The sequence below is a fragment of the Rhizobium sp. CB3060 genome (assembly GCF_025200735.1).
In the GTDB taxonomy this organism is placed as follows: Bacteria; Pseudomonadota; Alphaproteobacteria; order Rhizobiales; family Rhizobiaceae; genus Rhizobium.
Genome location: NZ_CP104158.1, coordinates 3,828,862 through 3,846,595, shown reverse-complemented (window position 1 = coordinate 3,846,595; position 17,734 = coordinate 3,828,862). Strand labels below are relative to the sequence as shown.

20 protein-coding genes are annotated in these 17,734 nt (G+C 61.6%); 19 read left to right on the top strand and 1 reads right to left on the bottom strand.

The window, feature by feature from the left end:
• The first annotated feature begins 144 nt into the window (after window positions 1–144).
• The 8 genes from mepA to N2601_RS18435 all read left to right on the top strand — a co-directional run bounded on the left by mepA (window position 145) and on the right by N2601_RS18435 (window position 6,965).
• Window positions 145–1,191 carry a penicillin-insensitive murein endopeptidase gene (gene mepA, locus N2601_RS18470; RefSeq protein WP_104821603.1) on the top strand — a complete coding sequence of 349 codons (1,047 nt, stop codon included), beginning with the start codon at window positions 145–147 and terminating at the stop codon, window positions 1,189–1,191.
• Between the two features lie 121 nt (window positions 1,192–1,312).
• Window positions 1,313–1,690 (top strand): methylglyoxal synthase, encoded by a 378-nt coding sequence (locus tag N2601_RS18465; protein ID WP_104821602.1) that lies wholly within the window; start codon window positions 1,313–1,315, stop codon window positions 1,688–1,690.
• A gap of 31 nt (window positions 1,691–1,721) precedes the next feature.
• Entirely contained in the window at window positions 1,722–2,747 is a 1,026-nt protein-coding gene (locus N2601_RS18460) for a glucokinase (RefSeq protein WP_104821601.1), read from the top strand.
• 228 nt (window positions 2,748–2,975) lie between these two features.
• Window positions 2,976–4,769, top strand: coding sequence for an ABC transporter ATP-binding protein (locus N2601_RS18455; RefSeq protein ID WP_104821600.1), 1,794 nt, complete (start codon window positions 2,976–2,978; stop codon window positions 4,767–4,769).
• Window positions 4,770–4,784: 15 nt separating this feature from the next.
• On the top strand, window positions 4,785–5,609 hold the full coding sequence (gene dapB / locus N2601_RS18450) for a 4-hydroxy-tetrahydrodipicolinate reductase (RefSeq protein ID WP_104821599.1): 825 nt from the start codon (window positions 4,785–4,787) through the stop codon (window positions 5,607–5,609).
• A 124-nt stretch (window positions 5,610–5,733) separates the two neighbouring features.
• Window positions 5,734–6,369: a 2,3-bisphosphoglycerate-dependent phosphoglycerate mutase gene (locus tag N2601_RS18445; RefSeq protein ID WP_104821598.1), complete on the top strand. Its 636-nt coding sequence runs from the start codon at window positions 5,734–5,736 to the stop codon at window positions 6,367–6,369.
• A gap of 105 nt (window positions 6,370–6,474) precedes the next feature.
• Entirely contained in the window at window positions 6,475–6,765 is a 291-nt protein-coding gene (locus N2601_RS18440) for a CopG family ribbon-helix-helix protein (RefSeq protein WP_104821597.1), read from the top strand.
• Complete coding sequence (locus N2601_RS18435) at window positions 6,762–6,965, top strand: type II toxin-antitoxin system RelE/ParE family toxin (RefSeq protein ID WP_445944971.1); 204 nt, start codon at window positions 6,762–6,764, stop codon at window positions 6,963–6,965. The genes N2601_RS18440 and N2601_RS18435 overlap by 4 nt, the downstream gene beginning before the upstream one ends.
• Before the next feature lie 98 nt (window positions 6,966–7,063).
• Here the strand turns inward: N2601_RS18435 and phnF are convergent, their stop codons facing one another.
• The gene (gene phnF, locus N2601_RS18430; RefSeq protein ID WP_104821596.1) at window positions 7,064–7,798 is read right to left on the bottom strand and encodes a phosphonate metabolism transcriptional regulator PhnF; all 735 of its coding nucleotides are present in this window, start codon (window positions 7,796–7,798) and stop codon (window positions 7,064–7,066) included.
• Between the two features lie 101 nt (window positions 7,799–7,899).
• Between phnF and phnG the strand changes: the two genes are divergently transcribed.
• The 11 genes from phnG (at window position 7,900) to phnE (N2601_RS18375) (ending at window position 17,680) form a co-directional block, all read left to right on the top strand.
• Window positions 7,900–8,379, top strand: a complete 480-nt coding sequence (phnG, locus tag N2601_RS18425) for a phosphonate C-P lyase system protein PhnG (RefSeq protein WP_104824942.1) — start codon at window positions 7,900–7,902, stop codon at window positions 8,377–8,379.
• Window positions 8,376–9,005 (top strand): phosphonate C-P lyase system protein PhnH, encoded by a 630-nt coding sequence (phnH, locus tag N2601_RS18420; protein ID WP_104821595.1) that lies wholly within the window; start codon window positions 8,376–8,378, stop codon window positions 9,003–9,005. Before phnG ends, phnH begins: the two co-directional genes overlap by 4 nt.
• A gap of 3 nt (window positions 9,006–9,008) precedes the next feature.
• Complete coding sequence (locus N2601_RS18415) at window positions 9,009–10,118, top strand: carbon-phosphorus lyase complex subunit PhnI (RefSeq protein ID WP_104821594.1); 1,110 nt, start codon at window positions 9,009–9,011, stop codon at window positions 10,116–10,118.
• On the top strand, window positions 10,115–11,011 hold the full coding sequence (locus tag N2601_RS18410) for an alpha-D-ribose 1-methylphosphonate 5-phosphate C-P-lyase PhnJ (protein ID WP_104821593.1): 897 nt from the start codon (window positions 10,115–10,117) through the stop codon (window positions 11,009–11,011). The genes N2601_RS18415 and N2601_RS18410 overlap by 4 nt, the downstream gene beginning before the upstream one ends.
• A complete protein-coding gene (gene phnK, locus N2601_RS18405) occupies window positions 11,008–11,784 on the top strand; it encodes a phosphonate C-P lyase system protein PhnK (RefSeq protein WP_104821592.1) in 777 nt (258 codons plus the stop codon). Before N2601_RS18410 ends, phnK begins: the two co-directional genes overlap by 4 nt.
• A gap of 10 nt (window positions 11,785–11,794) precedes the next feature.
• Window positions 11,795–12,502: a phosphonate C-P lyase system protein PhnL gene (gene phnL / locus N2601_RS18400; RefSeq protein WP_104821591.1), complete on the top strand. Its 708-nt coding sequence runs from the start codon at window positions 11,795–11,797 to the stop codon at window positions 12,500–12,502.
• Window positions 12,499–13,116 (top strand): DapH/DapD/GlmU-related protein, encoded by a 618-nt coding sequence (locus N2601_RS18395; RefSeq protein WP_104821590.1) that lies wholly within the window; start codon window positions 12,499–12,501, stop codon window positions 13,114–13,116. The genes phnL and N2601_RS18395 overlap by 4 nt, the downstream gene beginning before the upstream one ends.
• 295 nt (window positions 13,117–13,411) lie before the next feature.
• The gene (gene phnC / locus N2601_RS18390; RefSeq protein WP_104821589.1) at window positions 13,412–14,266 is read left to right on the top strand and encodes a phosphonate ABC transporter ATP-binding protein; all 855 of its coding nucleotides are present in this window, start codon (window positions 13,412–13,414) and stop codon (window positions 14,264–14,266) included.
• 92 nt (window positions 14,267–14,358) lie between these two features.
• Window positions 14,359–15,264, top strand: a complete 906-nt coding sequence (phnD, locus tag N2601_RS18385) for a phosphonate ABC transporter substrate-binding protein (RefSeq protein WP_104821588.1) — start codon at window positions 14,359–14,361, stop codon at window positions 15,262–15,264.
• Between the two features lie 80 nt (window positions 15,265–15,344).
• Window positions 15,345–16,325: a phosphonate ABC transporter, permease protein PhnE gene (gene phnE / locus N2601_RS18380; RefSeq protein ID WP_104821587.1), complete on the top strand. Its 981-nt coding sequence runs from the start codon at window positions 15,345–15,347 to the stop codon at window positions 16,323–16,325.
• Window positions 16,326–16,333: 8 nt separating this feature from the next.
• Window positions 16,334–17,680: a phosphonate ABC transporter, permease protein PhnE gene (phnE, locus tag N2601_RS18375; protein ID WP_104821586.1), complete on the top strand. Its 1,347-nt coding sequence runs from the start codon at window positions 16,334–16,336 to the stop codon at window positions 17,678–17,680.
• Window positions 17,681–17,734 lie beyond the last annotated feature (54 nt).

Sequence of the window (17,734 nt, the reverse complement as noted above, 5' to 3'; positions counted from 1 at the left end):
TCATGCACTTAGCGCTCCGGAGCGCCGATATGCGATGGTGCATTAGCCTTGCGCGATAAAACACGGATTCACCAAAATCGCTTTTCAAGGTAGATTCACCCGCAAATCACTTCGGCCATCGTCGGCAGCTTCTCAAGGAACCACATGATTTCTTTCCTGGTTCGGACCCTCAATGTGTTCAGCAAATTTTCCCTCGCCGTAACGATCGGGGCTGGTCTCGTCAGCGGCGATGCGCTGGCGCAGCAGGCAACCCCGTCACCCGGCAGCGCCAAGGCGATTTTCGGGGCTGTGACACTCCCGACGCAGGGACCGCCGCAATCGCTGGGTTTTTATGCCAAGGGCTGCCTTTCCGGCGCCGAAGCGCTGCCGGCCGACGGGCCGACCTGGCAGGCCATGCGCCTGTCGCGCAACCGCCGCTGGGGCCGCCCGGAAATGATCGGACTCCTCGAGCGCCTGTCGCGCGACGCGGCCAAATATGACGGATGGCCGGGTATCCTGGTGGGCGACATCTCGCAGCCACGCGGCGGGCCGATGTTCAACGGTCACGCCTCGCATCAGATCGGCCTCGATGCCGACGTCTGGCTGACGCCGATGCCATCGCGGGCTTTGACAACGGCCGAGCGCGAAACCCTACCGTTCACTTCGATGCTGGCGAAGGACAAATTCCTGACGATCAACGACAAGGTCTGGACGCCGGAGCATGCCCGCCTCCTGATGCGCGCCGCCAGCTACCCCGAAGTCGAGCGCATCTTCGTCAATCCGGCGATCAAGAAGAAGATGTGCGACACGTGGACCGGCGACCGCACCAATCTCGGCAAGCTGCGCCCGGAATATGGCCATGACTCGCATTTCCATATCCGCCTCCGCTGCCCCGCAGGCTCGGCCAACTGCAAGCCGCAGGCACCCGTTGCCGCCGGCGACGGCTGCGACAAGTCGCTCGCCTGGTGGTTCACACCCGCGCCCTGGGCCAAGCCGAAGCCCAGCACGAAGCCGCCGGCAAAGCCGCGCGAAGTCATGGTTTCCGATCTGCCGAAGGCCTGCCAGACCGTGCTGAATGAACCTTCCGTCGCCTCGGCCCGCGCCGCCACCTTCGGCGCCAAGGCCGCCGATGCTACCGCTGCGACCGGCGCGCTGCCGGTTTCCAGCGCCGATACGGGCAGCACTCCCCCGGACAGCATTCCGCAACAGTAAGGGCGGCAGGGCCGGTTCGGCCGGCTTGACCCGTCATTCAAAAGCCCGTCTTTCAAAGGGCTGTCTCTTGGTATAGAAGGCGGATAAATCGATTAAAAGTTTTGGGCGGAGTGAGAGTTTCATGGCCGGCAAATGCATCGCGCTGATCGCGCATGATCAGAAAAAGGATGCAATGGCGGAGTTTGCACGCCGCAACCAGGATGCGCTGGCCGATTGGCATATCGTTGCCACGGGCACGACCGGCGGCCGTGTGCTCGATGTCTGCCCCGGCCTTAAGGTCACCCGCATGAAGAGCGGTCCGCTCGGCGGTGATCAGCAGATCGGCGCCATGATCGCCACCAGCGAGATCGATGTGCTCATCTTCTTCATCGACCCAATGACCCCCTTGCCGCATGATGTCGACGTGAAAGCATTGACGCGGCTTGCCGTTCTCTACGACATTCCCATGGCTCTCAACGAAGCCACCGCGGAACGACTGATCAAAACACTGAACCATTAATCCGCCTCGGCGGCAGACCACGGACCTGGCCATGCCCAAACTCAGCCACAGCGAAGCCCCCCTGCCCTTTCCTATCCTGATCGGCGATATCGGGGGAACCAACGCACGCTTTTCCATCCTCGTCGATGTCTATGCCGAGCCGAAGCATTTCCCGAACGTGCACACCGCTGATTTCAAAACGATCGACGAGGCGATCCAGCAGGGCGTCCTCGACAAGACGGCGGTGCAGCCGCGCTCGGCGATCCTTGCCGTTGCGGCGCCGGTTCGGGGCGACGAAATTCCGCTGACCAATTGCGACTGGGTGATCCGCCCGAAGACGATGATCGAAAATCTCGGCCTCGATGATGTGCTGATCATCAATGATTTCGAAGCGCAGGCACTGGCGATCGCCGGTGTTTCCGAGGAGCATCGCGAGACCATCGGCGAAACGTCGGAAGGCATGATCGCATCGCGTGCCGTATTGGGGCCGGGCACCGGCCTTGGCGTTGCCGGCCTCATCCATGCCCAGCATACCTGGATCCCGGTGCCTGGTGAAGGCGGACATATCGATCTCGGGCCGCGCAGCGCGCGCGATTTTCAGATCTGGCCGCACCTGGAGCCCATCGAGGGCCGCATCTCCGCCGAGCAGGTCCTCTGCGGCCGCGGCCTGCAGTATCTCTATCACGCAATCTGCAAGGCTGACGGCATTGAGCCCGTGCTGACGCAACCGGCCGATATCACCACCCACGCACTCGCCGGCACCAACGCTCAGGCCGAAGAGACGTTGACGCTGTTCGCCACCTATCTCGGTCGTGTCGCCGGCGACATCGCCTTGATCTTCATGGCGCGCGGCGGCGTCTACCTTGCCGGCGGCATTTCGCAAAAGATCCTGCCGGCGCTGCAGAAGCCGGAATTCCGCGCCGCTTTCGAAGACAAGGCGCCGCATAGCGCGCTGATGAAGTCGATCCCGACGCATGTGGTGACCCATCCGCTCGCCGCGCTCGCCGGCCTCTCGGCCTACGCCCGCATGCCGGCCAATTTCGGCCTGGCGACGGACGGCCGCCGCTGGCGGCGTTGACCAAAGGGGCAGCAACAGATGATCAGGCGCGGTCGTTGAGAGGATCGAACCGGCGACCACGCGACGCCTTTTTGGAGGAGTGGCCTTACCTTATAATAAGCTTGGCTCCATGACCTGCCTTAACCAGTGCAACAGGCCATATCTAGCCAAAACCGTCCTAACTCTTTATAGACCCGCGAAAGCACGTGCCATATGCGGCTCGCTTGGTTTGAGACAGGAAGCCGATATTTGAAGTCGCCGGACACCAAAAAAACCGATATCGACAGTGAGACGATCGCCGCTGTGCTGAAGCGTATCATTGCTGAAAACGGTCGTGACCATATCTGGGGCTACTCGATCGCAATATTTTGCCTCGTTGTGGTCGCAGCGTCGACGGCGACGATGGCCGCGGTTATGAGACCGATCGTGAACGGAGCTTTCTACGAGCGCCGCGCCGAGGTTATGTGGCTGATTTGCTTTGCGATATTAGCCGCCTTTGTGGCCCGTGGTTTTGCTGGTTATTTTCAATCGGTCATTCTGTCCAAAATTGGCAATGACATCATTGCCCGTTATCAAAGGCGCCTCTATGCACATCTGATGACACTGTCGGTTGGCTTCTTCAGCGAAGCCCGTTCGGCTCAGATTGCGGCGCGAGTGAGCCAGAACGTTTCCGGTATCCGCGATGTGATGAACCTTATCATCACATCGACTGCGCGTGACTTTTTGTCATTTGTCTTTCTGCTGGCCAATATGGTCTATCAGGATCCGCTGCTCAGCCTCCTATTCTTCGTCATTGCGCCGCCTGTGTTTCTGGCCTTGCGCCACATCTCAAGGCGCCTACGCGCCGTTACGCGCGAGGCTGTCATTCTCAACAGCCGCGTGCTCGGCGCGATGCAGGAGACTATTCAAGGGGTTTCCATCGTCAAAGCCTTCACGATGGAGCGCGAGCTCGAACGCAAAGTCGATAAGCTGATTACGGCGGCTGAAAACCGACAAAATCGAATTGCTCGTATTTCCGAGCGTAATGGCCCGCTGATCGAAACGGTCGCCGGCTTTGCCGTGGCCGGTGTGTTTGCATACGCTGCCTATCGTTCGATCTATGAAAACGTTCCGCCGGGCGCAGTGTTTTCGTTCATCGTGTCGCTGCTGCTCGCCTATGATCCAGCCCGGCGTCTCGCCAAATTGCAGGTGCAGTTAGAGCGCGCCGTCGTCAATGCGCGCATGATCTATGAATTGCTCGATATGGAGCCGCGTCAGCGCGATCTGCCTGACGCGAAGCCGCTCGCCGTCACCGAGGCCCGCATCGAGTTTCGCGACGTTCACTTCGCCTACGGCGACGAAGCCGTTCTATCCGGCGTGAGTTTCGTTGCTGAGGGCGGAGAGACGACGGCCTTGGTCGGCCCTTCCGGCGCCGGCAAGTCCACCGTCATTAATCTTATTCCGCGCTTCTACGATCCCAAGGCCGGCAGCATCTTCATCGACGGGCAGGACATAGCGCATGTGACGAAGCAGTCGCTGCGCGAACAGACCGCCTATGTCTCGCAGCAGCCCTACCTCTTCGAAGGCACGATCCGCGACAACATTCGTTACGGTCGTCCGGAAGCGACGAATGCCGAAGTCGAGGAGGCAGCCCGGCTTGCCTATGCCCATGACTTCATCCAGGCGCAGCCCCAGGGCTACGACACGCCGGTCGGCGAAAACGGCGTGACGCTTTCCGGCGGCCAGCGCCAGCGCCTGTCGATCGCCCGTGCGCTGGTGCGAAACGCGCCGATCCTGTTGCTGGACGAGGCGACATCGGCGCTCGACACCGAGTCGGAAGCAGCCGTGCAGAAGGCGCTGGACGAAGCCATGAGCGGCCGCACCGTCGTCGTCATCGCCCATCGTCTGTCGACGGTCGTGCGGGCGGAGAAGATCATTGTCATGCAGAACGGGCGCGTCGTCGAAGAGGGCAACCATGAGACGCTTGCGACGGCCGACAATGGCCTCTACGCTCGCCTCAACAACCTTCAGCGGCCGGTCGTTTCCGGCACTTCCCGAAAATAAGACGATAGAGAAGACATGAGCGACGATGCGATGAAGCTGGTGGTGGTGGGCGCGGCAGGCCGCATGGGACAGGCGCTGATCCGCCTCATCCACACCACCGAAGGCGTCACACTGCACGCCGCCGTCGCACGTCCAGGCTCCGCTTTCATCGGCAAGGATGCCGGTGAGATTGCCGGGCTGGGGCCGATCGGCGTCCCGGTCACCGATGACCCGCTTTCCGCCTTCCTGCATGCCGAAGGCGTGATCGACTTCACTACGCCCGCCACCAGCGTCACCTTCGCAGGCCTCGCCGCCCAGGCGCGCATCGTCCACATCATCGGTACGACCGGCTGCTCGGCGGAAGACGAAGCCAAGTTCAAGGCGGCCTCCCGCCACGCCCGCATCGTCAAATCGGGCAATATGGGCCTCGGCATCAACCTCTTGAGCGTCCTTGTCGAGGAGGCGGCACGCGCGCTTCCGCCGGCCGATTGGGACATCGAGGTCCTGGAAATGCATCACAGACACAAGGTCGATGCCCCCTCCGGCACCGCGCTCCTGCTCGGCCAGGCGGCGGCAAAGGGCCGCGGCATCGATCTCGGCGAAAATTCTGTGCGCGTGCGTGACGGCCATACCGGTCCGCGGCCGACGGGCACCATCGGCTTTGCCACGCTGCGCGGCGGCGGCGTCATCGGCGATCACTCGGTCATCTTCGCCAGCGAGAGCGAGCGGCTGACACTTTCCCACAATGCCTGCGACCGCTCATTGTTTGCCCGCGGCGCGCTTCAGGCAGCGCTCTGGGCGCGCGACAAAAAACCCGGCTTTTATTCTATGCTCGACGTTCTCGGGCTTTCCACACGTTGATCCCATCCTGGAGCGGTTCAGCACGGAACTGCTGAACCGATCCAGCCTTTTGTTCTCATGCAATTCCGGACGGAAAACCTCTACGCACTTTTCCTGGAATTGCTCTATCAAGGAGGAATATTTCATGAGCGGTACTCTCGTCCTCGTTCGCCACGGGCAGAGCGACTGGAATTTGAAGAATCTCTTTACCGGCTGGAAGGACCCCGACCTGACCGAGCTCGGCGTTGAAGAAGCCAAGACCGGTGGCAAGGCGCTTGCGGATTACGGCATCAAGTACGACGTCGCCTTCACCTCCGCGCTGGTCCGCGCCCAGCACACGCTGAAGATCATCCTCAATGAAGTCGGCCAGCCCAACCTCGAGACCATTAGGGATCAGGCGCTGAACGAGCGCGATTACGGCGATCTCTCGGGCCTCAACAAGGACGACGCCCGCGCCAAGTGGGGCGAAGAGCAGGTGCATATCTGGCGCCGCTCCTACGATGTTCCGCCGCCCGGCGGCGAAAGCTTGCGCGACACCGGCGCCCGTGTCTGGCCCTACTACCTCACGGAAATCCTGCCACGTGTTCTCGCCGGCCAGAAGGTGCTGGTCGCCGCTCACGGCAATTCGCTGCGCTCGCTCGTCATGGTCCTCGACCGGCTGACCAAGGAGCAGATCCTGGCGCTCAACCTCGCGACCGGGGTACCGATGGTCTACAAGCTCAACGCCGACTCCACCGTTGCTTCCAAGGAAGTGCTCGGCGACATGTCGGGCGCGCATTAACATCTAGAAATACTAAACCACCCCTCATGCGGTTGACGGCAGAGGGGTGGGAAATTTGGCATGACGTGTTACGTTGTACTAACGGTGTAACACATGAGATCAGATATGACAGACGCCACGTTCACGTTTCGAGTTGAGGAAGACTTGAAATCTGCCTTCAACGAGGCGGCGCGGGCGCATGATCAAACCGCGGCGCAACTGCTTCGCGCATTCATGCGCGACTACGTGAAGCGCCAGCAGAATGAAGCTGAATACGACATCTGGTTTCGTCAGCAAGTTCAGGCGGGGCTTGATTCCGCCAATGCCGGCAATCTCATTCCAGCCGATGAAGTAGAAGCCGAGTTCGCTGCTTTGCGGGAAGAAACACGCCGCAAGCTAAGTGGAAAACCCTCGTGAATCTTGTTTGGACTCTCGAGGCAAGAGCTGATCGACGCGCAATTTACACTTATATCGAGGCGGATAACGCCGCCGCCGCGCTCGCGCTTGACGAACTTTTCGCCAAGAGATCAGCGCAGCTTATTGCGCACCCAATGACAGGCCGTCCTGGTCGCGTGTCGGGAACGCGAGAGCTGGTCGTCCATAGACACTATTGCTGATTTACGATCTCGCGGACGAAACGGTGCGAATACTCCGCATTCTCCATGCTGCTCAGCAATGGCCTCCGAGCGGGATTGGACCGATTTCCTAAAGCCTTTCAATTCTCGACGGTGAAACGGACCCTGTCGGCGGCGAAGCGGGAAATCGAATATTGCACCGGAACATGGTCAAGATCCGAATTGAGCGCCTGTGCAACCAGCACGATGGCCCCCGGGGATAATTGCAGGTCGGCCAGATCGCCTTCGTCGGCATGCGTCGCGGTGATTTCGGTGACGACGCGCACATAATCCGGCACGCCAAGCTCACGAAATGCCTTGGTGATCGATCCGGTCGTTCGATAGATCTCGGCAATAGCGCCGAACCGATCCGCCGGGAACCAGCTTGTGGCCCGCGAAACCGGACGGTGATCCGCCTGACCGAGCGTTTCCAGGCGCACAAGCCGTGTGCCGGTCTTGATCTTGAGCTGCCGAGCCAATTCCGTACTCGCAGCCTCCTCGCTGGCGGCCAGCAGGATACTACGGGTCTCGCGCACCTGATCGCCAATGCCTTGCGAAAACCGCGTTCGCTTCGAAATCGGGAAGCTCAGGCGCTCCTTGCGCTCGATCAAAGTTCCGCGCCCCTGCACGGCCCTGACGATCCCTTCCTGCGCCAGCGCCGCAAGTGCGCTTCGTATCGTGTGCCGGTTAACCCCGAACTGCAGCGCGAGCGCCGTTTCCGGCGGCACCATGCCAGTGTCGTCAAAATCGCCGTGGTTGATCGACGTGCGAATCCGGTCGGCGATCTGCCGCCAGAGCGCCACGCCCGTCTGTCTTTGTACCTTCTGCCCCGCCATATCGCCTGCTGCTAATGTCACACGCTTGTCACGTCTCGCCAATAAATATAAAACTACCTTGTATGGTTGTCTATATCAATAGACATTTTGAGGATGACGCGATGAATTCAGCACAGAGGCAAGAGGCGGCAGCGCAGGAGCGCCGGGAACGCAAGCGCGCCGCCGATCTTTTGGCGCGGGCCGAACGCGAAGAGCTAGACGCGGCCTGGGAAGCATTATCCAACAAACCCGTGGTTCAGCCCGTACGAGGACCGGAAACCGGGCTCGTCATGGTGCGCGGCCGCATCGGCGGCGGCGGTTCGCCCTTCAATCTCGGCGAGGTCACTGTGACGCGCGCCACCGTCAAGCTCGCCTCGGGTACGATCGGCCACGCGCATGCGCTCGGCACCGACCGCGAGAAGGTGCGGCTCGCGGCGATCTTTGACGCGCTCTGGCATCAAACGGCCACCAAGGAATTCGTCGAGAAAGCCATCCTGCTGCCGGTCACCGATCGGATTGCCGAATATGACCGCAAACGCGCCGAGGAAACGGCAGCCACCCGCGTTGATTTCTTCACCATGGTCCGCGGAGAAGACAAATGAGCCTTTCCACCACCTCTACGACGCGCGGCAACGATGCGTTGACCGGCGGTTTCGCCGATCCGGTGTTCGACGCGCAGAGCGTCTTCAAGATGATGATGGATGCCATGGCGCGGCCTGGCATCATCCAGACGATCACCTCCGATATCGCTACGCCCGCTCCCCTCGGCTTTGCTGCCGGCGCAATCGGCCTCACGCTTTGCGATCATGATACGCCGGTGTGGCTATCGTCCAGTCTCGCCAAGTCGGCCGCGCCGGAATGGCTGAGCTTCCATACCGGCGCAGCTGTGGCATTCGACAGGATCGAGGCGCGCTTTGCCTTTATTGAAGCCGGCATGGCGCTCGCTTCCCTCAACCAGTTCGCAGTCGGCACTCAGGAATATCCCGACCGTTCGACGACACTGCTGCTCGAAATCGCAGCCCTTGAGGGCGGCAAGGAACTGGCGCTCTCGGGTCCCGGCATTGCCGGTATCCGCATGATCGCTCCAATCGGCCTGCCCGATACGTTCCTGCGCATCTGGAACGACAATCGCGCGCTTTTTCCGCGCGGCGTCGATCTCGTTCTGACGGCGGGACGGCAATTCCTTTGCCTGCCGCGCACCACCAAGATCATCGCGACGGAGATGTGACGCATGTATGTTGCCGTTAAAGGCGGCGAAGCCGCCATCGCCAATGCTCACCGGCTGCTCGCCGATCGTCGTCGCGGCGACCGTTCGCTGCCGGCCATCGGCATCGACCAGATCGTGGCGCAATTGGCGCTCGCCGTCGACCGCGTCATGGCGGAAGCCTCGCTTTACGACCGCACGCTGGCAGCCCTTGCGGTTCGCCAGGCGCGCGGCGATATGATCGAAGCGATCTTCCTGCTACGCGCCTACCGCACCACGCTGCCGCGCTTCGGCTATTCCCAGCCGCTGGATACGTCAGCGATGAAGATCGAGCGCCGCATCTCCGCCACCTACAAGGACCTGCCGGGCGGCCAACTTCTCGGCCCCACCTTCGACTATACTCATCGCCTGCTCGACCCGAGCCTGCTCACCGATACGCCGGTGGACGAGCCGATGCAGCGGCCGGCGGAAGAAGGCCGTGTGATGCGCGTCTCGGAAATTCTGAGCCAGGAAGGGCTGATCGAGGGCGACGGAGAGATGCCGATCGACCACGAGACCGGTGACCTGACGCGCGAACCGATGGAATTCCCGATGACCCGCGATCTGCGCCTGCAGGCGCTTGCGCGCGGCGACGAAGGTTTCCTGCTGGCGCTCGGCTATTCGACCCAGCGCGGCTATGGCCGCACCCATCCCTTCACCGGCGAAATCCGCATCGGTGAAGTGGAGGTCGAACTGGACGTGCCGGAACTCGGTTTCGCCGTCTCGCTGGGTAGCATCCAGGTTACCGAATGCCAGATGGTCAACCAGTTCAAAGGCTCTGCCAAGGCGCCACCGCAGTTTACCCGCGGTTACGGCCTCGTCTTCGGCCAAAGCGAACGCAAGGCCATGGCGATGTCGCTGGTCGACCGGGCGCTCCGTGCCGATGAACTCGGCGAAGATATCGTCGCACCCGCCCAGGACGAGGAATTCGTCATTTCCCATTCCGACAACGTGCAGGCGACCGGCTTCGTCGAACATCTGAAGCTGCCGCACTATGTCGACTTCCAGGCCGAACTCGACCTGGTGCGCCGCATGCGCCGCGACTTCGAAGCCACCCGCGATGGCGGCAAGGATCCCCTGACGGAGGCAGCCGAATGACCGAACTTGCCACCTATAATTTCGCCTATCTCGACGAACAGACCAAGCGGATGATCCGCCGCGCCATCCTGAAGGCGATCGCCATTCCCGGCTATCAGGTGCCATTCGCCTCACGCGAAATGCCGATGCCGTATGGATGGGGCACTGGCGGCGTACAGTTAACTGCCGCGATCATCGGGCCGGATGATGTCCTCAAGGTCATCGACCAGGGCGCCGACGACACGACCAACGCCGTCTCTATCCGAGCCTTCTTCCAGAAGGTTGCCAATGTCGCCGTCACCACCCGCACGGACGAGGCGACCATCATCCAGACACGCCACCGCATCCCGGAAGGCAAGCTCGGCCCCAATCAGGTGCTGGTCTACCAGGTGCCGATCCCCGAACCGCTGCGCTACCTGGAGCCGCGCGAGACCGAGACGCGCAAGATGCATGCGCTCGAAGAGTACGGTCTCATGCATGTGAAGCTCTATGAGGACATCGCCCGCAACGGTCGCATCGCCACGACCTACGCCTATCCGGTCAAGGTCGCCGGCCGCTACGTGATGGACCCATCGCCGACGCCGAAATTCGACAATCCGAAAATGCATATGTCGGATGCGCTGCAGCTCTTCGGCGCCGGCCGCGAGAAGCGCATCTATGCCGTGCCGCCTTACACCGAAGTCGTGAGCCTCGATTTCGAGGATCATCCCTTCGAAGTGCAGCGTTTCGATAAGCCTTGTGCGCTCTGCGGCGCCGAGCAGGTCTATCTCGACGAAGTGATCCTCGACGACAAGGGCGGGCGGATGTTCGTCTGCTCCGACACCGATTTCTGCGAAGACCGCCGCGCCCATGGCCATGCCGGCCCCATGCTGGTGGCCAATGGGCTGGCTTCCAACCAGGAGGCCGCCGAATGAGCGACACGCCACTCCTCAAGGTCAAGGACATCTCGAAATTTTACGGCAGCCGCATCGGTTGCCGCAATGTGTCCTTCGACCTCTGGCCTGGTGAAGTGCTGGCGATCGTCGGCGAATCCGGCTCCGGCAAGACGACACTGCTCAATTGCATTTCGACCCGGCTGCTGCCGACCACCGGCAGCGTCGAATACCATATGCGCGACGAGACCTATCGCGATCTCTTCCGCATGAACGAGGCCGAGCGGCGCTTCCTGATGCGCACCGACTGGGGTTTCGTCCATCAGAACCCCGCCGACGGCCTGCGCATGACGGTTTCGGCCGGCGCCAATGTCGGCGAGCGGCTGATGGCGATCGGCAACCGGCATTACGGCAATATCCGCAACACTGCGATCGACTGGCTGGAACGCGTGGAGATAGACGCCGACCGCATCGACGATCAGCCGCGCGCCTTCTCAGGCGGCATGCGCCAGCGCCTGCAGATCGCCCGCAATCTGGTGACCGGTCCTCGCCTGGTCTTCATGGACGAGCCGACCGGCGGCCTCGACGTGTCCGTACAGGCCCGCCTGCTCGATCTCGTCCGCGGTCTCGTCAACGATCTCGGCCTGTCGGCCATCATCGTCACGCACGACCTCGCCGTCGCCCGGCTGCTTTCGCACCGCATGATGGTCATGAAGGACGGTGTGGTGATCGAACATGGTCTCACCGACCGCGTGCTCGACGATCCGCGCGAGCCATATACGCAACTGCTCGTCTCTTCGATCCTGCAGGTCTGAGGAAAAAGCCATGGCAACCCCCCTCGTCGTTTCCGAAGTCTTCAAGAGCTTCACCATGCACCTGCGCGATGGCATCCGCCTGCCGGTCGTCGCCGATGTCTCCTTCTCCGTCGCATCGGGCGAATGCGTGGTGCTTGGCGGCCCTTCCGGCATTGGCAAGAGCTCGCTTCTGAAGATGATCTACGGCAACTACGCCGTCGATAGCGGCCAGATCCTGGTGACGCATCGGGAAAGGATCATCGATCTCGCCGCCGCTGATCCCCGCACCGTGCTGGAAGTTCGCCGCCATACCATGGGCTATGTCAGCCAGTTCCTACGCACCGTGCCGCGCGTTGCTGCCATCGACGTGGTTGCCGAGCCGCTGTTGGCGCGAGGCGAAAGTGCCGAGACCGCTCGCCAAAGGGCGGGCAACCTGCTTTCGCAGCTCAACCTTCCGGAAGAGCTTTGGCAATTGCCGCCCGCCACCTTCTCCGGCGGCGAACAGCAGCGCGTCAATATCGCCCGCGGCTTCATCACCGATCACGCCATTTTGCTGCTCGACGAGCCGACCGCCTCTCTCGACGCGAGAAACCGTGCCGTCGTGGTCGACATGATCGAAGAGAAGAAAAAGGCCGGCGTCGCACTCCTCGGCATCTTCCATGACGAGGAAGTGCGCGAGGCCGTCGGCAGCCGCATTCTCGACGTGTCGCAATTTTCGCCCAGAAAGTCCGCCGCATGAGCCGCAAATTGGGCGAAACGCCTTTCATCAGCCCCTCCGCGAGCGTCAGCAACTCGACGCTCGGCCGCTACACCGAAGTCTCCGACCGCTGCCGCATCGACGAGACGGAGATCGGCGATTACTCCTACATCATGCAGGATGGCGCGATCTGGTGCGCCACCATCGGCAAATTCGTCAACATTGCCGCGGCGGTGCGCATCAATGCCACCAACCATCCGACCTGGCGGGCGACGCTGCATCACTTCACCTATCGCGCCGCCGACTATTGGCCGGATGCCGATATGGAGACGGAATTCTTCACCTGGCGGCGCGACAACCGCGTGGCCATCGGCAACGACGTCTGGATCGGCCATGGCGCCACCATCCTGCCGGGCGTCACTGTCGGCAACGGTGCGGTCATCGGCGCCGGCGCTGTTGTCTCCAAGGATGTCGCCCCCTATACGATCGTCGGCGGCGTGCCGGCCAAGCTCATCCGCCAACGCTTCACCGAAGCTGTCGGCGAACGCATGGACAAGCTTGCCTGGTGGGATTGGGATCATGCCACATTGCGAACCGCGCTTGCCGATTTCCGCGCCCTTTCGGCCGAAGATTTCCTGATCCGCTACGGCGCATGACGCCACTGCGCGGGCCTCGTGCAATCCACCCGCAAATCCTCTTCGAAGCGCGAAAATCTCCCCGGTTTTCGGGCTTTTGCGTTGCCGTTACGGAAGGGCGCAAACAGGGAGGAATTGTAACAGCAGTTACACAAATCTGACATTGGAGGTTCATGAACCGGGACTAATGCGTTGCGCATGGCAGCGTCGAAGGCTTCTTCGAAGCGAAGGATTATGCGCTCGTCCAACAGATTTCCGCGGCCCCGACGTCAACGTTTGTTGCGGCGGAGCCGGGCAGCCGCGAAAGGAAAGCCTCATGTTCGAGCTGAAGAATGTCTCGCGCCGGTTCGGAAACAAGCTCGCTGTCGATTCCGTGACGTTGGACATTCCGCAAGGACAAATGGTCGGCATCATCGGCCGCTCGGGCGCCGGCAAGTCCACGCTGCTGCGCATGATCAACCGACTTGCCGATCCGACCTCCGGCTCCATCTATTTCGCCGGCACCGAAGTCTCGAAGCTGCGCGGCCGGGCGTTGCGCAACTGGCAGCGCGATTGCGCCATGATCTTCCAGCAGTTCAACCTGGTTCCCCGTCTCGACGTTCTCACCAACGTCATGCTCGGTCGCCTGAACCAGCGTTCGACCACGCTGAGCCTGCTTTCCATCTTCAGCCGCGAGGAGCGCATCCAAGCCATTGCGGCACTCGAACGTCTCGGCATCGAGCAGACTGCATTGCAGATGGCCGGCACGCTGTCGGGTGGCCAGCAGCAGCGCGTCGCCATCGCCCGCGCCCTGATGCAGCAGCCGAAAATGATACTTGCCGACGAGCCGATTGCCTCGCTCGATCCGCTGAACGCCAAGATCGTCATGGATGCGCTGCGCGACATCAACGAGCGTGAGGGCATCACCGTCATCACCAACCTGCACACGCTGGATACGGCGCGCAATTATTGCGAACGCATCGTCGGCATGGCGGCGGGGCGCGTCGTCTTCGACGGCAAGCCATCAGAGCTGACGGCCGCGGCGGTCAAGGAAATCTACGGCACCGACAAGGATGGCGCCGGGATCGACGAGACGATGACGTCGACCGCCATCAATCTTTCCGATCAGCCCGCGCAAGCCGCGGCAAACGCATCCGCCGGCCCGCAACCGCTGGCACTGGCCGGTCTCTGAGCGAGACGGCCGCGATCGAAGGCCCGCGTCAAGGGCGCATTTCTTCTAGACCGAAGACATCCGGGGACACCGGTTAATCAGGAGACGAACCCATGTTGAAGAAGACCCTTCTCGCAGCCACGGCGCTTCTCGCGCTCGCTGGCGGCGCTGCCGCTCAGGACATCAAGGAATTCCGCGTTGGTATTCTCGGTGGCGAAAACGAAGCCGACCGCCTGCGCAACTACGCCTGCCTCTCCGACCACCTGAAGAAGGAGTTCGGTTTCGAGAAGGTATCGCTGTTCCCGGCTGCCGACTATGACGGCGTTATCCAGGGCCTGCTCGGCGGCACGCTCGACTTCGCCGAACTCGGCTCTTCCGGCTATGCAGCCACCTACATCAAGGACCCGAAGGCCGTTACCCCGATCCTGACCACGCAGCAGACGGACGGCTCGACCGGCTATTACTCGATCGGTCTCGCTCTGAAGTCCTCCGGCATCAAGACGATCGCCGACGCCAAGGGCAAGAAGCTCGGCTACGCCGATCCGGACTCCACTTCGGGCTATCTCGTTCCGCTGACGCAGATTCCGAAGACCACCGGCATGCCGAACGACAAGTTCTTCGCTTCGACCCAGTTCAACGGCGGTCACGAGAACAACCTGCTCGCCGCCTATGACGGCAAGGTCGACGTTGCCGTTGACGATTCGTCGGGCCTCGGCGATTTCAAGGACGGCTACACCTCCGGTACCTTCCACAAGGAAGTCGACAAGGGCGCCGTCGATCCGAACAAGCTCGTCGAAGTCTGGCGTTCGCCGCTGATCCCGAACGGCCCGCTCGTCGTTCGCAACGCCCTCGGCACCGAATGGCAGGCCAAGCTGACCGACTTCTTCCTGAAGCTCCCGACCACCGATGCCAAGTGCTTCTCGGCGATCGAAGGCGGTGACTTCAAGGGCTACGTCAAGGTGAACCCGGACTTCTACAAGGCCGTTGTCGAAGTTCGCAAGGCTGCCATCGGCGGCTAATCCCTATCCAGACTGCAGGGCGGCCGGCGACGGCCGCCCTTTTCCTATCACAAGGGCAGGACATCAAGGGCAGGACATTCATGACGATTGCCGATACTCAGCTACAGACGCAAGGCGCTCCCCAGGGCGCCAAGGATATCGGTGACGCCTGGAGCAGGATGGTGGCGCGCCGCCGCCTCTATACCGGCATCGGCCTGCTGATCCTGATCATCGCCTTCGTCAGCTCCGTGCGCTTTGCCGACGAGAGCAATGCCGGCCATTTCTTCGATCGCCTGCCGCATCTTTTCGATTTCCTGAGCTGGCTCATCCCCAAGGATTGGGCCGACGTTTATCGCGCGCTCTTCGACTTGCCGAGCCCCAATGGCGCAAACGGCGTCGGCGGCGAGGAGTTCAATTTTCCGAACGGCCGCGTCTATGTCTGGGGCAACTTCTATATTCCTGAATATTTCGAGCTGATGATCATCACGATCAACGTGGCGCTGGTTTCCACCATCATCGGCTTCGTCGTCGCCCTGCCCCTCAGCTTCTTTGCCGCGCGCAACATGTCGCCGTCGCATCCGGTTCGTCTGGTGACCAAACGCTTCATGGAATTGCTGCGCGCCTTTCCCGAAATCGTCATCGCCGGCCTGTTTTCGGCGATCCTGTCGATCGGCCCGATCGCTGCCATCATCGCCGTCGGCCTGCATACGATCGGGGCACTCGGCAAGCTGTTCTACGAAGTGATCGAGAATATCGACATGAAGCCCGACGAGGGCATGAGGGCGGTCGGCGCGAGCTGGACGGAGCGCGTTCGCTTCGCCGCGCTGCCGCAGGTTCTGCCGAATTTCATGTCCTATGTGCTGCTGCGCCTGGAGATCAATGTCCGAGCCTCCACCATCATCGGCGCCGTCGGCGGCGGCGGCATCGGCGAGGAGCTGAAGCTTTCGATCTCGCGCGGCTTCGGCGCCAAGACGGTAGCGCTCGTGCTGCTGCTTTTCGTGACGATCGTTGCCGTCGACCAATTTTCCGCATGGCTCCGTCGCCGTCTCGTCGGCGAACATGCCTTCCTTCTGCAACACTGAGGTTGCCCATGTCCGTCATCGACGCCGGTCGCATGCAGGAAATCGAAGCACGCTATCCGGAGATCCTGCACCGATCATTCCGCCAGCGCTTCGGCGCGCTGATGATCTTTCTCGGCGTGATCCTTTACGGCATCTACGCCGTCTGGTTCTTCGACCTGCCGAAGATCATCGCTGAGGCGCATTGGGAACGCGTCGGCATCTATCTCAGCGAATGGATCAGCTACGACGTGCAGCCGGAATTCCACGTTTCAGGCGACAAGATCAGCGTCAAATATCCGCGTTTTTCGCCGCTCGGCGATAATCCGCACCCAGATTGGGTGACGAACAATCCCGACGGCAGCCTGACGATCTCGGTCAGCGGCACCGGCCGCAGCGTAACGGTGACGAAGACGCAAGCGATCCTGACCGCGCATGGCGTCACCGTTCCGATCGACTTCACCGGCGACGCGCCGAAGCTCCTCGGCTCGGAACCGCCGCCGTCGTGGATCACGGTCTATGACGATAACATCCTCGCCAATATGGGCTTTGCCGGCGACGTCAGCATTTCCACCGACCGCGTGAAGATCCGCAAGCGTTTCCTCGGCTGGGCGAATTTTGTCTTCGACACGCACTCGCCTTTCTTCGACAAGCCGGCAAGCGAAGTGATCGGCCTGATCGTCTCCGGGCCGCGCCTCGACCCGGCGCAATCCAATCTCTCGCTGGCCTTCGACAACATTTGGAACAATGGCGCCTGGCAGCATGGGGACGTCTGGACCAAGCTGTTCCAGACCATCGTCATGGCCTTCCTCGGCACGCTGCTGGGATCGCTCGCCGCCTTCCCGCTCTCCTTCCTTGCGGCCCGCAACATCACGCCGAGCCGCCTGGTCAATCAGATATTGAAGCGCTTCTTCGACTTCCTGCGTTCGGTCGACATGCTGATCTGGGCGTTGTTCCTGACCCGCGCCTTCGGCCCCGGCCCGCTTGCCGGCAGCGGTGCGATCTTCCTGACGGAGACCGGCACGCTGGGCAAGCTCTACTCCGAAGGGCTGGAGAACATCGACAACAAGCCGCGCGAAGGCGTCAAATCGACGGGCTCCTCGACGGTTCTCGTGCATCGCTACGGTATCATGCCGCAGATCGTTCCCGTCATCGTCAGCCAGACGCTCTATCAATGGGAATCGAATGTGCGCGGCGCCACCATCATCGGCGCAGTCGGCGCCGGCGGCATCGGCCTCAAACTTTGGGAAGCCATGCGCACCAACGCCAATTGGGAAAACGTCGCCTATATGGTGCTGCTGATCCTGATCGTCGTCTTCCTGTTCGATGCCGGTTCCAACGCGCTGCGCTCACGCCTGATGGGGACGCAGAACCGGTAAGAAGCCTTCAGAAAAATCGTGGCGCATCATCATTTTGTCACGGGAATCCGGTAG